Genomic DNA, 16,829 nt, shown 5'->3' with positions numbered 1-16,829 from the left:
AGATGTCTAGTGGTTGGGGCAGGTGAAGGCAAGCGCCGTACCAGTCGATTGCATCGGCTTGTTGATGAATCGACCAAATGGGCAATGGAAGAACGACATTGTAGGGCATGGAGCTTGTCGTCATTGCATTGTCCCGCTCGCTATCTGTGTTCACCTACTTTGAGAATGTCTCGGTTCGATTACACTTCATGCTTCTTGATGAAATCGTCATAGGATGCCTTGAAGCGGCTGCCCTCGACGAGTTTGTTGCGGTTCCGAATCCAACGAATGTTGCGTCGTTTCACGGATGCCGGATTGCCGGCGATCATCGTCATTTCTTCGCTGAAGCGATGCGTGACGACCGAACGTGCCGCGACGATCGTGTCTCGGGGCAATGTAGCGCGCTTGGTTATATAGGCGCCTTCACCGATCCAGCAATGGTCACCGATTTCGACATGCCCACTCGTGTCAAGATAATCACCAGTAATGTCGTCGAAAATTAGGTGGGGCGATTCTCCAGTTCTAAGAACGATCGAATTGGAGAACATGCATTCGTTGCCAATTTTTAACGTATTTCCGCTATTGTACACATAAAACCGGCAATCTGCTTCGGTCGAGCAGTCCTCACCGATCTCGACGGTGACATTGTTGGCAGGGTTGTGATTGCCGACGGTTATAGTTAGGCGCTTGGCAACAAATTTACGGCCAATGATAACGCGATTGTTCGAGCCAGAAATATTAAGTGACAAATCCAGTTTCAGGCTCTCTCCAATTTTTACAATATTATTGTTTCCTTTTATTTCACCATTTACTTTTGATGATCCAAGTATTTCAATTTTATTGTTCTTGCCGCTGTCTTGCATGCGTGCCCTGCCATTTTATTTTGAATGCGGCCAGAATAGCACCCCTCCCTTCGAGCGGCAAGTTTTCATGCTTTTCAAGCCGTTGATAGGTGATACTGGCTCATTTCCACGGCGATCTATGATGATATCTCTGCGGACGTCGGGCGAGGGGCGGGCGATATTCGTGCGGTCCTCGCTGCTTGACATTTCATGATCCTGCCTATCAAACTTTGCTTTAGTTTATAGGCACGAAATATTGCGGCTGAGAGCGCAAATGATGCTGGTTGAGAAAGCCGATCATAAGAGGTAAAAATGGTACTGAAAGTAGGCGTCTTCGGCACTTGTCGTGTGCATGAGCCCATTAGGGCGATGCATCGTGAAGGACGGATCGTCCATATGCTGGACCCTACTTTCGGCTTCATGCATACGCCGCAGGAGATGGTTCAGGCGCTTTCGATCCTGCGGCGTGAGCGCGTGCCCCCCGCTGAGATTGGCGACCTGGTCAGCATTCAGGATACGTCAACGCTGGCGGGTGCCGATGACCTGTTCGCCGCACATTACGGCGAAGCGGATGTCATTGGCGTGGAAATCTCGTCTTTGCGCTATGCCGTATATGACGGCTGGGTGCTGCAGGTGAATCGCGTCCGTGATCGGCTGCTCGCGGCCGGATTGGAGATGGGGGTGCCATATAGTGCCATCGTAGGCGGCACGGCTCTACCCGAGGAAGGTGAGTTGTTGCTGGCGGAGAGTGATCCATTATTGCTGGATGTCATGAAAAGCCGCCAGTTTTACAGCATGTCGCGTGATGACCTTAAGGATTCGGTTGAAAAGCTGATTGTCGCTATTGGCAAGCCGGTATTGCTGATCGGCCATTTCGTCGACACCGGGCCGTTCAAGGGCGTCAATCCCAGCCGTCAACTCATCGCGGAGGTGCTGCAGGAGATTGCCGATGAGCAGGAGACGGTCGGCTTCCTTGATCCGACCGGCCATATATCTGCCTTCGGCTTCGAGCGGGCCTTGGCCGATGATTCCCACTACACATCCAAATATTTCGTGCGAGCGGGCGACAAGATCGTGCGCGCGTCGCGCGAGGTTTATTTGACAAATCAGCCCCAATGACGGGCTGTGGGGGAGGGGCGTTATGTCTCTCCTCTCCGGACTTGATCGCCTCAGGTCGCATTGGCCCAAGGCCGGAATTAAAGGATAGAGCCTGATTCACATCTCGGCGGGAGCGTCAGGCGCTACCGCCGAGATGTGCGGCTTTTTAGCATTCGGGCTTTTCGAGAACCCTCGACAGTGCGTGATAGTAGAAGTCCCGTGCGCTCTGCAGCGGGCCAAATGCGTCCTCAACATAGGCCTGGGCCTTGCGGACATAGGCTGTGCGCCATGCCGGATCAGCCAGGAGTTTCATGGCCCGGTCCAGTTCCTCGCTGTTGGACACGAATAATTCGGGATAGCCGATCTCCTGCAGCAGATCCGCACTCGAGCGTGAACCGGTTGCAATGACCGGCACGCCATTGGCAATCGCAGTCAGGAAACGATTGTTGCTTTTCTGTGCCTGACCCGGATCGTGCGAAACAAGCGCGAGGCCATGCTGCCGGATTTTCGCAATGAAGCCGTCATATGTCCATTGCTTGACCTCAAAGGATTTCGGGGCCTTGATATTGGCGGGAACCGAAATCACCGAAACCTTGTGTTTCCAGCGCGATTCAAGCTCCTTGAGCGCCCAGAGGCCTGAGTCGAAATTGCCATGGCCCGGATTGCCGAACCACACCACGCTGTCGGTGGGCGTGACGATCGACGGCTGATACTGGCTTTGATAATCGATCATGTCGGCGACGGTGACGATAGGCGTTTCGCATCCCGTTTCGGCCACCATGCTGGCAAGTTGCTTGGTCGGGGTCACGATCAGGTCGGCAAGGGATGCCAGATCCTTGAACCGGGCCGAGGCGTGAACGCCATATACCTCCTCATGGCGGGAGAAATAGGGGTCACAAAGATCGTAGATGACTTTTGCGCCATTGATGACATGCCGCTGGATGCGGGTGAGCGTCGGACCGTCGCACAACTGGCTGACGACGATCACATCGGCCCGTTCCTGCAGCCCGACATCGGCGCGAATATGGCCGCCGAAATAGCGATTGAGGGCGTCGGCCATGAACAGGCAGCGGATACGTCCGGTTGCGAAATTTTCGGCTGCCGGCTGCGCGGGAATGAACGATACCCGCAGTCGGTCGCGCCCGTTGAGCGCGGCGGTGAAGATATTGCGATATTCCTGGGAGATTTTGTTGATGTCATGGGCGCGTTCCGCAAATGCGCGTCCGTTGCGCGACAGTTTGCGCCGCAGTCCGGCATCATCACGCAACTTGGCGAGTTGTTCCTTGATGGCGCCGACATTCCGGCGGGCGAACAGAACGTTCTCGCCATGGGTCAGGCGCTCGGCATGAAAGCCTGCCTGAAGCGTGGTGATCACCGGAACCCCTGACGCCAGGGCTTCCATGATCACGTTGGAAGAGCCTTCCTTGCCCTCCGCCACGGGGTGGACGAGGCAGGAGATCTTGCCGTAGAATTTCTCGTGCATCTCCTCATGGGATATCTGGCTCTTCTCGCCCTTGCGCAGGGTTTTGAGCTTGACACCCAGTGCTTCGCACGCCCCCTTGATGAAGTCGAAGCCCTTGAGGCGCCTCTCTTCCGCCGTGTGGACATTGCCGGCGAAGCCGACGATGAATTCCGGCAAATCCGCCTTGTAATTGAGCGGCCAGTGATCGAGGTCGATGCCGTTGGGCACCAGATAGGTGCGGGCGCCGGACATCTCGCCGATAGCGGCAAGTTCAGCGTTCAGCGCAATGATGGCATCGAAACTACGCAAAAATGCTGCGCGCTCGACCACCTTGCCGCCAAACAGGCGATTGAGGGGGCGGGGGCCGCCGAGGCGAACAAGGTTGACCCGCCCGCGCTGGTCGCTGCCCTGATGGATCAGGGGGTCGAAGAACAGGGCCACGTCATTATCGGGATTGGCCTTGTTTATCTTGTGCGAATCATAGCGCATCTTGTTGATGAAGCGCCGGGCATTGTTGGAGTAGGCCCAGCCGCGCTCTGCTTCGCCACCCATGATCCAGCCCACCTTCATTGCCCCCGGCTTCTTGCGATAGGCATGCTTGTGATGGGTCATGAAGGTGCTCTTGCGGAATTGCGGGCCTTCCGTGATTTCGGTGGGCGCAATGCCGGAGACGACGAGCGATGGCATCAGGTAGAATTGGTCGCGGTGCGGGCCTGAAATAAACCGGTTCCACCACATTGCATTGACCTGACGCATGGCAGGTGTGTTGCGGCGGATGATGAAGGCATTTTCAAACAGGCCATAGGCTTCGGGAAAGCCTTCGGCTTGCAGGCTGTCGATCAATTCGGTTCCGGCCTGCTTGTCGATGATCTCCTTCTCCATGCAATGGCGAATTTCGTCATAGACGCAAGCGCGCGCATAGTGGCGATACAGGGCGATGTCGCTGTTCTTGAGGTAATTGGTCGCCAGCGCCACCGAATCCGCGCATTCCCAGACTAGGCTGGAATCGAGGTAGATCGACATTTCGTGCGGCGGCAGATAGCTATGCGCCAGGATCTTGGGCAAGCGCGAGGTGCGGCGCAGGTCGCCGAAGCTTTCATCCACCTGCTTGATCTGCCAGCGATCCGACTTGAGGTCGGTCCGATCGGTGAACAGGATATATTCGACCCCTTCCTGGGGTGGGGCGACAGGTTCCTTGGCCTCTTCATAATCGCCAAAGAGGCAGGAGTAGATAATGAGCGGGATTACGTCCCCGGGTTTCCGGACGACGGGTACCGGGGTGTGCCGGAACTGGTGCTGGTGGAAGGTGACCCAGGGGCTGGTACGGAAGTTGGTGCTGTTTCCGATCACCGCATGCGGGATATTCCGCTTCCACAGCAGGTACATGAGATAGAATTGGTCGCGTTCGGCGCCCGCCTCGAACGCCTGCTTCCAATCCACATTCAAGGCGCGGATTTCGGGCGTGTTACGCCGAACCAGGAAAGCATTTTCGAGCAGGCCATATTGTGCCGGGAAGCCATCAGCTTCGAACTGCGCACGAATGGGAGCGACCTTGGTCGCATCGGCCTTGCCCAGCCGGATGCACTCCTCCATTTCCGCATAGATGCACTGGCGTTCGAAATGCGCGTAGGCAGCGATATCCTTGCCCTGCAGGCATTCATCAACCAGCATGGCAATGTCGGTAGCATGAAGGGTCAAGGTGCTGTCGACATAGAGGCTGATGTCATGATCGGGCAGATATTCATGCGCCAGCAGCTTGGGCAAACGGGATGCATGGCGTCGTGCGAGGTTGGGCAGATCCAGGTGGATGATGTCCCAATTGTCAGACTTCAGTTTGAGATTGTCGGTGAAAAGCAGGTAGCGAACCCGCGGATCCTTGGCCTCGGGTTCTTTGAGCGCTTCATAATCTCCCGTCAGTACGGAATAGACGATGATGCGTTCCGCCACGGTGCCTTGGGCGCTTGCGATGGGAGCGGCAGGATCGACGAATCTGGACCAACCACCCAGTTGCTCGAACAGGGCGGCACGCGCGTCCGGCACCAGCAAGGTGCCTATGGCGGGAAGCGCGCGCGCCAGTCGCAGCGGAGCGGTGTCGGCCGACGAGGATTCGTCGGTCAGCAGAATGGTGCCGTTTTCGGCTTCAAGGGGGGCGCTGGCGACGCTGTGATCGTCAAAGATGTCGCGCAGGACGATGCTTGCCCTGCCTTCATCGGCACCCACCAGCCATTGGCGGAGAGGTGCGTCCTGGGCCAGTGGCGCAATCAGATCGGCAAGGGTGACAGGCAATGGCTGGTCATTGCTGTCGAGAATCAGGCGACTGTCCCAAATTGCGCTGTAGAGCAGGGCAATGGTGAGGGTCGTCAGATTCGCGTCGCACAGATGCAGGACATCGCATGGATGGTCCAGTACCAGGTCGAGCAGGCGACGCGGCAATGTTTCCGGGGCACCAAGAGCGAAGAGATGCAGGGGAATGTCCATTCCCGCCATTGCCGTCTCGATCGGGGTCGCTGAATCGGTGCCGACGAGGCCGATGACGCTGGTCGAGGCGGCAGCGGTATGAAGCGCCGCCAGCGTTTCGACCCGCGGGGCCAGGGCGACATTACCCAGGCAAATGACCGCACTGGCGGGAGCATCCCGCCGCATGATCCGGTAACGCCGGCGCGCAAGCGACAGGTTGAAGGTCGCTTCACTGGCGATGTCGGGCAAATCAACGAGCAAACGGACATAGGCTCTGATTGCGCCGAGCAGATCGCCGGCGCGCTGAGCCTCGTTTGCGGCTTCAAAGCCAACCTCAGGAATAGAGGCGAGGCGTTCCATGCCGTTCTCCAAATAAATTCTGGCGCATATTTTCGATCAGATCGAGCATATAAGCTCTTCTGGCTTTAACGGATGCGCCATCCCCAGTTTTGAATATGTGAGCATTCCACTCTTGGATTTTACCAACAATGGCCGATGCTCGCGCCACAATATCATCATGGCGTTTCGGGTCCATTGGGATTTTCTCTACGTGGAACTCGCAATAAAGCTTGTCTATAAGGTTTAGTGTTCCATCGGATAGCATTTTTTCAAGGATGTCATATTCGGCACCCTCAATGTCCATTTTCAAATGAATTTCGTCATATTTAGACGAAACCGTTCGAATATATTCGGAAAGATCAATGCATGGCGCATTGATGACGGGGCATTCCGCATTTTCCAGTTTCTTGGTCGCGTCGATCCGTTTCCCTTCGATCAGCGAACTCCCGTCCGCATCGATCGGATCGATCGTGAAATTTATCTCGCCATTGTAGGTGTAGGCCGCTTCAGGCCGCAATTGCGTTGGGACGCCGGCATAATATTTATGGAGCGCCGGATTGGGCTCGAACGTCACGCAGTCAAAATCCGGATGACGAAGCAGGAACATGACGGCGGAACAGCCATCATGGCCACCGCAATCGACAAACAATTTCCTGGCCGGGACGTCACGGCACAAAATGCGGTTCGCTTTCTTCTCGGCCGCACTGCGCTCGGCCTCGAAACGCATCCCAACGACGGTCGATACGTCTCCGCCCGCAGGATGCAGGGTCACGGCCTCGACAATATTACTGACCGCCGCGTCGCGGACGTCGAGAAACATCCAGGCTTGCGCCAGCGCTGCATGGGTGCCGCTGGCGAGCGCCTCTATCAACCGTGCAGGGGACTGAGCGGCTGCCAGAGCCTTGCGGGCAAGTCGGATCGCTTCATCATTCTGTCCAGTTTGGAACAGGCCTTGAACCTTGTATAATAATAATTCTTCAGGGGCGTTGCCGACTTCATCGAGGGCGAGTTCCAGGTCAGCGAGGCCAGCCCAGTTGCCGATTTGCCAATAGAGACGGGCCGTCGCGCACCGTTGTTCGATCGACTGTTTCATGGCTGTGCAGGAACAGTGGATTTGGGCAGCCGCTTGCTCCCGATCCGCTGCTTGTCCGGCGCGACGATGTCAGGCCGGGTCTGAAGGCCGATCAGATCCTTCATCAGTGCCAATTGGGCTTCGGCGCGCAACAGGCTGTCCCGGACATTCTGTTCCTTTTCGATCGCCATGCTCCATTCGGAGCGCAGTTGCGCAAGCTCGTCTCGCAGTCCGCCAGCCTCTTTTTTGAGATCCTCGACCCGCAAGGATCGGCCACGGCTTTCGGCCTTCACACTGTCGAGCTGCTTGCCGAGTTCGTCGATCTTCTCGCGATCGGCATTGCGGGCCTTGGCCTGGTCGTCATAGCGGGCTTGCAACTGGGACAATTGCTCATGCCGCTCGGTCAGGCCGGATTCCGTTGCACTCTGCCGATCGAGAAGTTCATCTTTTTCCTGCCGGAGCGCCTCGATTTGGCCGGCCTGGTCAAGATTGTCCTGCCGTGTATTGCCAAGTAGCAGCTCCAACTCCTCGATTTGAAGCTGTAGCAATATGCATTGCTGATCCCGCTCTGCCAGGCTGGCTTCGGCGGCGATTTGCTGGTCCTGAAGGGCCGCATTGTCCCGCTTGAGTTCTTCGACCCGTTCGGCTCTCTGGCGGCTCTCCGCCTTCACGCTGTCGAGATGGACGTTGCGTTCCTCGATCTTCAGCCGATCTGCATCGCGGGCCTTGGTCAGATCCTCGACTTTCGCTTTCAGAGCGCGCAATTGCTGGTCGCGGTCGGCCAGATGGGCCTTGGCTGTCACTTGCATTTCGGCAATCTCGCGCTTGAGATCTTCGACCCGTTCGGCCCGGCTACGGCTTTCGGCCTTCGCCTGGTCCAACTGACTGGCAAGAGTGTCGATCTTTTTGCCGTCCGCTTTCTGTGCTGCAGAAGCGGTCTCGATTTCGGCCTGCGCTGCTCGCTGCTTTTCCAGCAGCGAATCATTCTCCTTTTTCAGGTCTTCAACGCGCTGCGAGCGATCGCGGCTTTCCGACTTCGCGGCATTGAGCTGTTTGCCGAGGTCGTCAATGCAGGAGGCGCGATCTGCGCTCTCTGCCTGGATCACTTCAAGCTGTTGCATCAATTCGCGGCTATACAGGCGATCCGCCTCATGGGTCTTGGCCTGATCGATCGCCTGACTCTGGAGTAGCGCGATTTGCTTGTCGCGCGCAGCGAGATCAACGCTCATGCTGGTCTGCTTTTCAGACAGGGCCGCAACGGTCTTTTTCAGATCCTCTACCCGTTCGGAGCGCCCCCGGCTTTCTCCTCGCGTCGTTTCCAGTTGCTTGGTCAACTCGGCGATCCGTTGCTGAGCAGCGCCTAGCGCCTTGGCCTGCTCGGCTGCCTGATCCCGCAAGGATGCGATCTGTTGCTCGCGCTCGGTGCGTTGAGCTTCGATTGCGCTCTGATTGTCCGTCAGCGCTGCGATCTCTTTCTTGAGATCTTCGATGCGCTTGGAACGGCCTCGGCTTTCGGTCTTGGCTGTTTCAAGCTGTCCGGCAAGCTCCCGGTTCTGCTGGCGCTCGGCATCCTGCGCCTCGGCCAGCTTGGCCGCCTGCTCTTGCAACGAAGCGATTTGCTGATCGCGCTCGATGAGTTGAGTGTCGATCGTGGTCTGATTGTCCGCCAGCGCAGCGATCTCTTTCTTGAGATCTTCGACGCGCTTCGAGCGGCCTTGGCTTTCGGCCTTGGCTGTTTCAAGCTGTTTGGTAAGGTCGCGGACCTGCTGGCGCTCGGCATCCTGCGTTTTGGCCTGCTCGGCCGCCTGATCCTGCAGCGATGCGATCTGCTGGTCGCGCTCGATGAGTTGCGCTTCGATTGTGGCCTGCTTGCCCGTCAGCGCCGCGATTTCCTTGTTGAGATCTTCGATGCGTTGTTCCCGCTCGATGAGCTGGGTTTTGATGGCACCGTGCCTGTCAGCCTGCGCTGCAATCTCTTTCTTCAACTCTTCGACGCGTTGAGAGCGGCTGCGGCTTTCGGTCTTGCTGCTCTCCAACTGCTTGTTCAAGTCCGCCAGACGTTTGCGGTCGCTCTCCTGGGCCTCATCCCGTTTGGCCACTTGCTGGCGTAAATCGAGCAACTGCAGGGCGACCTGATCCAGCATGAAAACCAGCCAGGGGAAATCCGGATCGCCCTCGTCCTGACAGGACAGCTGATATCCGGCCGCTTCGAGCAGGGTTTGTGCCTCGGATAGGGGGAGAGTGTCCTGATAGGCCGCATCGCGCCCGGCATGCAGAAAAATATAGGCAAAATGACTTGAATGATCAGAGGCCAATAAATCGCGCACGATGTCCAGTTCGGCACCATTGGCTTCGATGATCAAAATGTTGCTGGCATCGACCTGCGCATTTTCCAGGGGCAGGCTTTCTGCCAGGATGGTGGCCAGCGGTAGCGCATCGACATCTTGCTGTTTGGTTTGACGCAGGCCGGGAAGCAATCGCATCAATGTCTCGGAAGGGGCCTGAATACTGGCCAGCGCAGGGAAATTAAACTGGCGCAGGACAACCTCACCGGCAAAGTCTGCGACCGCCACGGGCAATATGCTGATCCGGTCGTCGCCGGCCGACAATTTCCTCAATCTAGAAAGGTGCAGCGGATTTGGTTCCACCAACAGAATATGTTGTGCCGAAGCAACCGCTGGAATGCGTAGAATTTCACCGCTGCCAGCGCCGATGTCGACAATTGTGCCGATCGGACTGCGGCTTGCAGCCCATGTGATTGCCTCAGGGAACGACTTGTTCATGATCATACCTAGCGTAGCGCTGTGCCCGGCTTCGAGAGCGGAGGAGGCCTCTATGGGCGCGCCTGTGGTGGTCAAATTTGCGTGATCTGGACGTGCCACATCAACAGGATGAAGTTGCTGGTCTTCCTGGTCGACTTCTTCGGCTCTCATCGTCTGTCCCGATACATGACAACCCTCTGTTTCATAACAGGTGAGAAGGTCGACTCAACCATTCTGGTCAGGCCCTATTCCATTATGCCGCTATTGAATAGTCAACATAATGGAATGTTGCGAATTCGACATATCATCGCGGCAGGCTTGTTTTCCTGCCCGGTCGGCTCAGGGCGTAATATTATAATAATCCCGATACCAGGCAACGAATTGGTTCACGCCGTCGCGCACGTCCGTCTGCGGGGCGTAGCCGGTCAAATTCTGCAACAATGTGGCATCGGCCCAAGTGGCGGGGACATCGCCAGGCTGGATGTCCATGTAGTTGCGTACCGCCTTTTTTCCGATAGCGGCCTCGATGGCATCAATGAAATCTTCCAGTCGGACCTTCTGTGAATTGCCGATGTTGACGACACGGAAGGGCGCTACCGGCGAGAGGCTGTCGCCCTCGACTGCGGTACCTGCATCACCCGGAATGGCATCGATCAGTAACCTGATGCCTCGGACCAGGTCACTGACATAAGTGAAGTCCCGCCACATGTCGCCATGATTGTAAACATCGATCGGCTCGCCAGCCAGGATGCCACGAGTGAATTTGAACAGCGCCATGTCGGGGCGGCCCCAAGGTCCATAGACCGTGAAGAAGCGGAACATGGTGATTGGCACGCCGTGAATATGCGACCAGGAATGACCCATCGCTTCATTGGCTTTCTTCGTCGCGGCGTAGAAAGACATCTGCGTGTCAACCTTGTGCGCTTCGGCATAAGGCATCTGCGTATTGGCGCCATAGACCGAGCTGGTCGAGGCCATGAGCAGATGCTGGACCGCATTGCGCCGGGCCGCTTCCATCACGTTGAACGTGCCCACAATATTGGCCGATACATAAGCCCGGGGCTGTTCGATCGAATAGCGCACGCCTGCCTGAGCGGCGAGGTGAACAATGATGTCTGGCTTGAAGGCGTCGACGGCCTGATCCAGACTATCCCCGTCTTCCAACAGGGCCTCCGTGGCCGAGAAATTCGGATATTGGCGCAGCAATGCGTGGCGACGGCGTTTCAGCTCGACATCATAATAGTCGGTCAGGCCGTCATAGCCAGCGACCTCAATGCCTTCCTGAAGCAATAATTCGGCCAAGTGATAACCGATAAAGCCAGCCGTTCCAGTCACGAAAATGCGCGTCAATGTCAAACACCCCCCAAATCTGAACAATCTAGCTGGTGGGGCAAGCCCCTAACGGGCGTAATGCTCCCGGCCATCATATCCGTGGCGACCCGTATTGCTGCTGGCCGAAGGCCGCTTCCCTAATAGGCGGGACCGGGATGGCCTTGTCAAGCTGGGCTTCCCCCCGATCTTCATGGCAAATGACCCATAATCGAAGGATTTACATATTTTGATTGCTTTCCTATGGTTGTTTCTACGGGTCGCGCCTTAGCCTCCTTTGAAAGGTGAAATAGCCTTCAGGGGGACGAGATCGAGAATACAGCCGCGCGCTTCTGATGACGCAGTGTCGGTGAAAGGGGCGGGGATAGGACGGTGATAGTCTTTGTCCCTCCAGCAGGCGCGGAGATGACCCATTCTTGGTTAATTGTGTGAAAGCGTTCGGAGATTCGTTTAGGATTGAAGCCTGGTGCCATGGCGGCAGTCATATTGCTTGAAGCCGATTTTTTTGCAAAAGGGCGGAGGGTGGATTGCGTCAGATTGTGACGATTTGGGCCACAGGAATGAAATTTTTCTGTCGATTTAGTTCGGGTCATTTCTTTATGGGAATAGAGTGAACGGGCTATGACATCGAATTCAGGGCAGTCTGGTGAGCAAATGGGGGCCGATGCGGCGCCCCGCAGAGCGGAGACAACGGTGCAGATATCCAACCAGAGTATTCCGGATGTGCCGGCAGAAAAGGTTGCCATATATATTGATGCGGGCGGCGTTGCGCATGCTGAGCGTCTGCGGGGGTTGGCGGAGGTGGCATTGGCCGTCTCGCACTTCGCACCCCAGTTTCTGGAGGCGCCTGATCAGGTGGATCAGGAGACGGCCATTCTCATTCTGCAATCCGCGCCTGCAGAAGCGCTCGCATTGGCGATCGAAGCCGGTGTGCCGGCCCAACAAGCGTTGGATGAGTGGCGTGAGCGAACCGAGAAGCTGCTGATCTTCTTTCGGAAAAATCGTCGGCGCGCCGTGATTGTCGAGGATGTCGCCTTCGCGGGCGATGCGTCCAAGGCATTGCGCCAGATGGGTTTGCCGCTCGAACAGGAGATGCCGGTCATTCCGATCGAATATCTCGTGACGGACAATGCCCTGGCACGGATACTTGGCGCGGAATTGCTGCGACGGGATGAGGTCGCGACAGCGATTGCTGGTGAATTGGAAGCGAGCGCAGCGTTGATGGACCTGGATCGCTCTGCCGCCGATATCGAGGCCGCTTTTGCGCGCCATGATGAAGCCGTGCGCGAATGTGTGCGACTGACCGGTTTGCAGGCGGCGACTGACAAGAAGATTGCCGAACTTGAAGCAGGCCTTGCGGAAGGACAGCATGAACAAACTGCTGTCCTGCAGCAATTGTTCGATGGCCAAGCCAAGTGGCACGAGGAGCGACAGGCGCGCGACAAAGCGCAGGGCGAACGGGAAAAGTTGAACCGCAGCCTGAAGGACATGCAGTCCATGGCCTCCCGGCTGAAGGCGGACCTGGTCAAACGAGCGCAACTGGAAGAGCAACTGACCGAGGATAAGCGGCTTCTTGAGGCGCGCATTCATCAGTTGGGGCAAGGCGTCGAGAGTGCAGACGCGCAGTTGAAGGCGGAGCGCAGCGCGCGGGCCGAGGCCGAGCGTGAGCGGCAGGGGCTGGCGGCTCGCGTCGAGGAACTGGCTGAGCGTGCGCGTCAATTGGAGGCGAGCGAGGCCGAGCGCCGGGCTCTGCAAAAGGTGCGCAAGACGCTGGAAGCCGAACTCAAGACCCGTTTCAAGGAGTTGGGCACGATTACCGCCCAATTGGTGGAGAACGGCCGTACATTGCAGGGGCATGCGGAAGAGCTTGAGGCTATGCGCGCCGAATTGACTGCCTCGCAAGATAAGGTGGCATTGTTCAGAGCTAAGCTGGACGCGTTGAATGAGGAGCAGCGGCTGCATGCCCAGGCTCATGCGGTCAGGGAGGCTGCGCTGACTGCCTCGCAAGAGGAGGTCGCAGATCTTAGGGCGCGGTTGCAGCAAGCAGAGGCGGACCGGCAAGGACATGCGGATATGCTTGCGACCATTCGCGCGGAATATGCGTCGTCACAAGATAGCATCGCCGGACAGTTGCAGGCAGCGGATGAAGAACGGCGGACGCTGACAGAGCGATTGGAGCGACAGCAGCAAAATCTCGAAACGCAGATTGTGCTGTGGGAGCAGAGCGAAGTTGAGCGCAGCGAATTGCAGGAAACGCTCGGCCTTCGCTTTGAAGAACTGGGCGTCATGGCGACGAGATTGATCGCGCAAGATGATGTTCTGGAAGAACGCGTGGCTGAACTGGCGGCCATGCGTCAGGATTTTGCGGGTCAGCAGGAAGAAATGGTCAGCCTTCGTCAGCAATTGGCGGATCGCGAAATGCAATTGAACATGATCCAGGCCTCGCCTTCCTATCGCGCCATGGCGCCGATCCGTTGGTTGAAAGATGCTCTGGGCGTAAAAAAATAGGGAGAAGGGTGTGCTGCCGGGCAAGGGCGTGTTCTGGCAACATAAAAAAACAAATAAGATAAGTGACTGCTTTCATTGCAGTTGATACGGAGGCTGCCTTCGCGGAGGGATGGTTGGAGCGAGTAGGAAGGAAACAGGGATGGCAGATCTGGAGCAGCTCACCAAAGAAATTTCAGAATCGGGGCTGTTCGATGAGGCTTGGTATGTCGGGGCATATCCTGACACAGCTATCGTCGGCCTTCCGCCGCTGGAGCATTTTGTCCGCTTTGGCCTGATGCTTAAGCGAGATCCGGGGCCTGGTTTCGATACACGCTATTATATCGACACGAATGCCGATGTTGCAGGATCAGATATGGAACCTTTTCTCCATTATATTCGTTTCGGCAGGGACGAAGGCCGTAGCCCGGTCGCCTGACGGGCTATTTTGCTCAGGCAACCGGCCAGATGAAGGATCGAAAAGTTGGACGACTGGGAACAGATCGCCACGGAAATCGCCAAATCTGGTTTGTTTGACGAAGCGTGGTATACGCGCACTTATCAGGACGTTGCCGAGGTCGGATTGCCGCCGCTGGAGCATTTCGTCCGGTTCGGCATGTTGTTGCGCCGGGACCCCGGTCCCGGCTTCGACACGCATCTCTATCTTGAGACCAATGGCGATGTCGCCGAGGCAGGGATTGATGCGTTAATTCATTATATTCGCTTCGGAAAGGCCGAAGGGCGGGCTGCTGTTCGTGGGCGGTTTGCCCATTTGGGCGCGCCGCTCTCTGCCGATGGCCAAATGCCGCAAGGGCGGCGGCGGCATGAGGGGCAATGCCGCATTGAGGCGGATCGGCCGACTATCCTTATATGTGCCCATAGTGTCAGCGCTGAACTGTTCGGAGGGGAGCGCAGCCTGCTTGACGTTCTGACAGCGGTCGCATTGCTTCCGGTCAATGTGATCGTCACCTTGCCCGCTGCCGATAATCACGATTATTTTCTACGTATCCAGTCACTTTGCGCGGCCATATACACGTTCAACTATCCCCAATGGATGGAAAATAGAGACGTCTATGCTTGGTCGGCACTGGATTTTGCCGATATTATCAGTCGCGAAGCCGTAGATATAGTATATGCCAATACCATTGTGTTGTTTGAACCCATGGTGGCTGCCAGGAAAATGGGGCGTACGGCAGTCATCCATGTTCGGGAACTGATATCGCTCGATGACGGCCTGCAGCAGCAACTGCGGCAGACCGCGGATTATATCGTGGATAGCATCTTCGAGCGGAGCGATTGGCTCATCGGTAATTCGCGTGCGACATGCGAATTGTTCAGTCGCGACGATCGGACGATTTATGTCCCCAATGCGGTGACAATCGAAGATTTCGAGATGCGGAACGCTTTCGGCGCCGAAATACGGTTCGGCATCGTCAGTTCCAATCTTCCCAAGAAGGGCATCGCCGATTTTGTCGAGGTGGCGAGCCGGGCTGCGGATCGGACGCCCCGCGCCAGATTTGTCATCGTCGGCCCGAAAACCGCTCAGATCGAGCAGTGGATGGATGAGGTCCGTCGAGGAGAGCGTCCCGACAATCTTGTTTTTGCCGGCTATCAAGCCGACGCCCGTACGGCGATCGCGGAGATCAACGTCCTCCTCAATCTGTCGACCTTTGCCGAGTCCTTTGGTCGGACGGTCGCGGAGGCCATGGCGGCCGGCCGGCCGGTCATCGCGTATCGCTGGGGCGCGTTGCCGGAGTTGGTGCAGCATGGAAAGACCGGCTATCTTGTGCCTTTCCGTGACATCGATGGGGTCGTCGATGCGATCGTCGAACTGTGTGAGAACGGGCATCGGATTGGCACGATGGGTGAAGAGGGGCGGGCATTCATAACGGAGAATTTCTCTCAAGAGCGGCTGAATGAACGCATGGCGGAGGCCTATGAGCGGATTACCGAACGATCCATGCGAGAACGGGGCAATTTTGAGGGCTCTCGGCCGCTCATTGCCAAGGCAATCGGTGTCGCACCGCCCGTCAGCGTGATCATACCGATATTCAATGCGCCGGACGAGGTGCGTGCCTGCATTGCATCGGTGCTCAAGCATACCGAACTGGCAGAGACGGAAATCATTCTCATCGATGATGCGAGCAGCGATGACGAAATTGCGCAGATATTCGAAGATCTGGAAGACAGGGCGGGCATAAGATTGGTGCGGTCGCCGCAGAATCTTGGTTATACGCGTACCGTCAATCTGGGCATTGAATTGGCCGCCGGCCGGGATGTCATATTGCTGAACAGCGATACGATAGTGACGCCACGTTGGCTCGAAGGACTACGTGCTACCGCTTATAGTCGGGCGATGATCGCGACCGCGACAGCGATGAGTGACAATGCAGGCGCCTTTTCCTTTCCACTCCCCGGTCAGCGTTGCGAAAAGCCAGCGCATTTGAGTCATGAAGAATATGCGCTGCTGATGGTGCAGGGGACATTCGAATGCCCACCGCCTGTGGTGCCGACCGGATCGGGTTTCTGTCTGTTCATTCGTCGGGCGGCGATCGATGCTTGCGGATCTTTCGATGTCGAAGGCTTTCCGCGCGGTTATGGGGAAGAAAATGATTTTTGCATGCGCAGCGAAGCTGCGGGCTGGACCCATTTAATTTCGCCCTGGGCCTTCGTTTTCCATGTTCGCACCGCAAGCTTCAAGGCAGAGAAGGACCAGCTTGTCACTGCCGCGATCGAGACGCTGAATGTCCGCTATCCTGGGTATGACAATCTGGTGCGGGAGGCATTTTCCGGGCCGTCGATTACCTATTTGCGAGAGGCGAGCGCAGCGATTTGTGCCAGATTGGGCGGCAATGGCCAAAGCTTGATCGCCTCGATCTGACCGGCATGCCGGCATGGTCCGTATAGGCATGATGTATCCGATCAAGCTTCAGGTCGTCGGCAACTTCCGCTGACTGCGAGGCTCGCTAAGCTCCGAGGCCAGGCCAGCCTCCTGGAGCAGTCGC

The 16,829-nt window shown here is 56.9% G+C and carries 9 protein-coding genes; 4 read left to right on the top strand and 5 right to left on the bottom strand.

The features are described from left to right. Positions 1-179 precede the first annotated feature (179 nt). Positions 180-842 carry an acyltransferase gene (locus N6H05_RS24270; protein ID WP_284112052.1) on the bottom strand — a complete coding sequence of 221 codons (663 nt, stop codon included), beginning with the start codon at positions 840-842 and terminating at the stop codon, positions 180-182. 291 nt (positions 843-1,133) lie between these two features. Here N6H05_RS24270 and N6H05_RS24265 point away from each other — a divergent pair, with 291 nt between their 5' ends. Next, positions 1,134-1,940: a hypothetical protein gene (locus N6H05_RS24265; RefSeq protein WP_502958950.1), complete on the top strand. Its 807-nt coding sequence runs from the start codon at positions 1,134-1,136 to the stop codon at positions 1,938-1,940. Between the two features lie 145 nt (positions 1,941-2,085). Here N6H05_RS24265 and N6H05_RS24260 read toward each other — a convergent pair whose 3' ends face one another. The 4 genes from N6H05_RS24260 to N6H05_RS24245 all read right to left on the bottom strand — a co-directional run bounded on the left by N6H05_RS24260 (position 2,086) and on the right by N6H05_RS24245 (position 11,361). Then, on the bottom strand, positions 2,086-6,198 hold the full coding sequence (locus N6H05_RS24260; RefSeq protein WP_284112050.1) for a glycosyltransferase domain-containing protein: 4,113 nt from the start codon (positions 6,196-6,198) through the stop codon (positions 2,086-2,088). Next, entirely contained in the window at positions 6,173-7,270 is a 1,098-nt protein-coding gene (locus N6H05_RS24255; protein ID WP_284112049.1) for an FkbM family methyltransferase, read from the bottom strand. Before N6H05_RS24255 ends, N6H05_RS24260 begins: the two co-directional genes overlap by 26 nt. Beyond that, on the bottom strand, positions 7,267-10,182 hold the full coding sequence (locus N6H05_RS24250) for an FkbM family methyltransferase (RefSeq protein ID WP_284112047.1): 2,916 nt from the start codon (positions 10,180-10,182) through the stop codon (positions 7,267-7,269). The genes N6H05_RS24255 and N6H05_RS24250 overlap by 4 nt, the downstream gene beginning before the upstream one ends. A gap of 168 nt (positions 10,183-10,350) precedes the next feature. Then, positions 10,351-11,361, bottom strand: a complete 1,011-nt coding sequence (locus N6H05_RS24245; RefSeq protein ID WP_284112046.1) for an NAD-dependent epimerase/dehydratase family protein — start codon at positions 11,359-11,361, stop codon at positions 10,351-10,353. A gap of 672 nt (positions 11,362-12,033) precedes the next feature. Between N6H05_RS24245 and N6H05_RS24240 the strand changes: the two genes are divergently transcribed. The 3 genes from N6H05_RS24240 (at position 12,034) to N6H05_RS24230 (ending at position 16,705) form a co-directional block, all read left to right on the top strand. Next, positions 12,034-13,848, top strand: a complete 1,815-nt coding sequence (locus N6H05_RS24240; protein WP_284112045.1) for a coiled-coil domain-containing protein — start codon at positions 12,034-12,036, stop codon at positions 13,846-13,848. A 139-nt stretch (positions 13,849-13,987) separates the two neighbouring features. Then, on the top strand, positions 13,988-14,263 hold the full coding sequence (locus tag N6H05_RS24235) for a hypothetical protein (protein WP_284112044.1): 276 nt from the start codon (positions 13,988-13,990) through the stop codon (positions 14,261-14,263). A 45-nt stretch (positions 14,264-14,308) separates the two neighbouring features. Beyond that, on the top strand, positions 14,309-16,705 hold the full coding sequence (locus N6H05_RS24230) for a glycosyltransferase (protein ID WP_284112043.1): 2,397 nt from the start codon (positions 14,309-14,311) through the stop codon (positions 16,703-16,705). The last annotated feature ends 124 nt before the right edge of the window (positions 16,706-16,829 follow it).

This window comes from Sphingobium sp. WTD-1 (assembly GCF_030128825.1).
In the GTDB taxonomy this organism is placed as follows: Bacteria; Pseudomonadota; Alphaproteobacteria; order Sphingomonadales; family Sphingomonadaceae; genus Sphingobium.
This window is presented reverse-complemented; position numbering and strand designations above follow the sequence as displayed.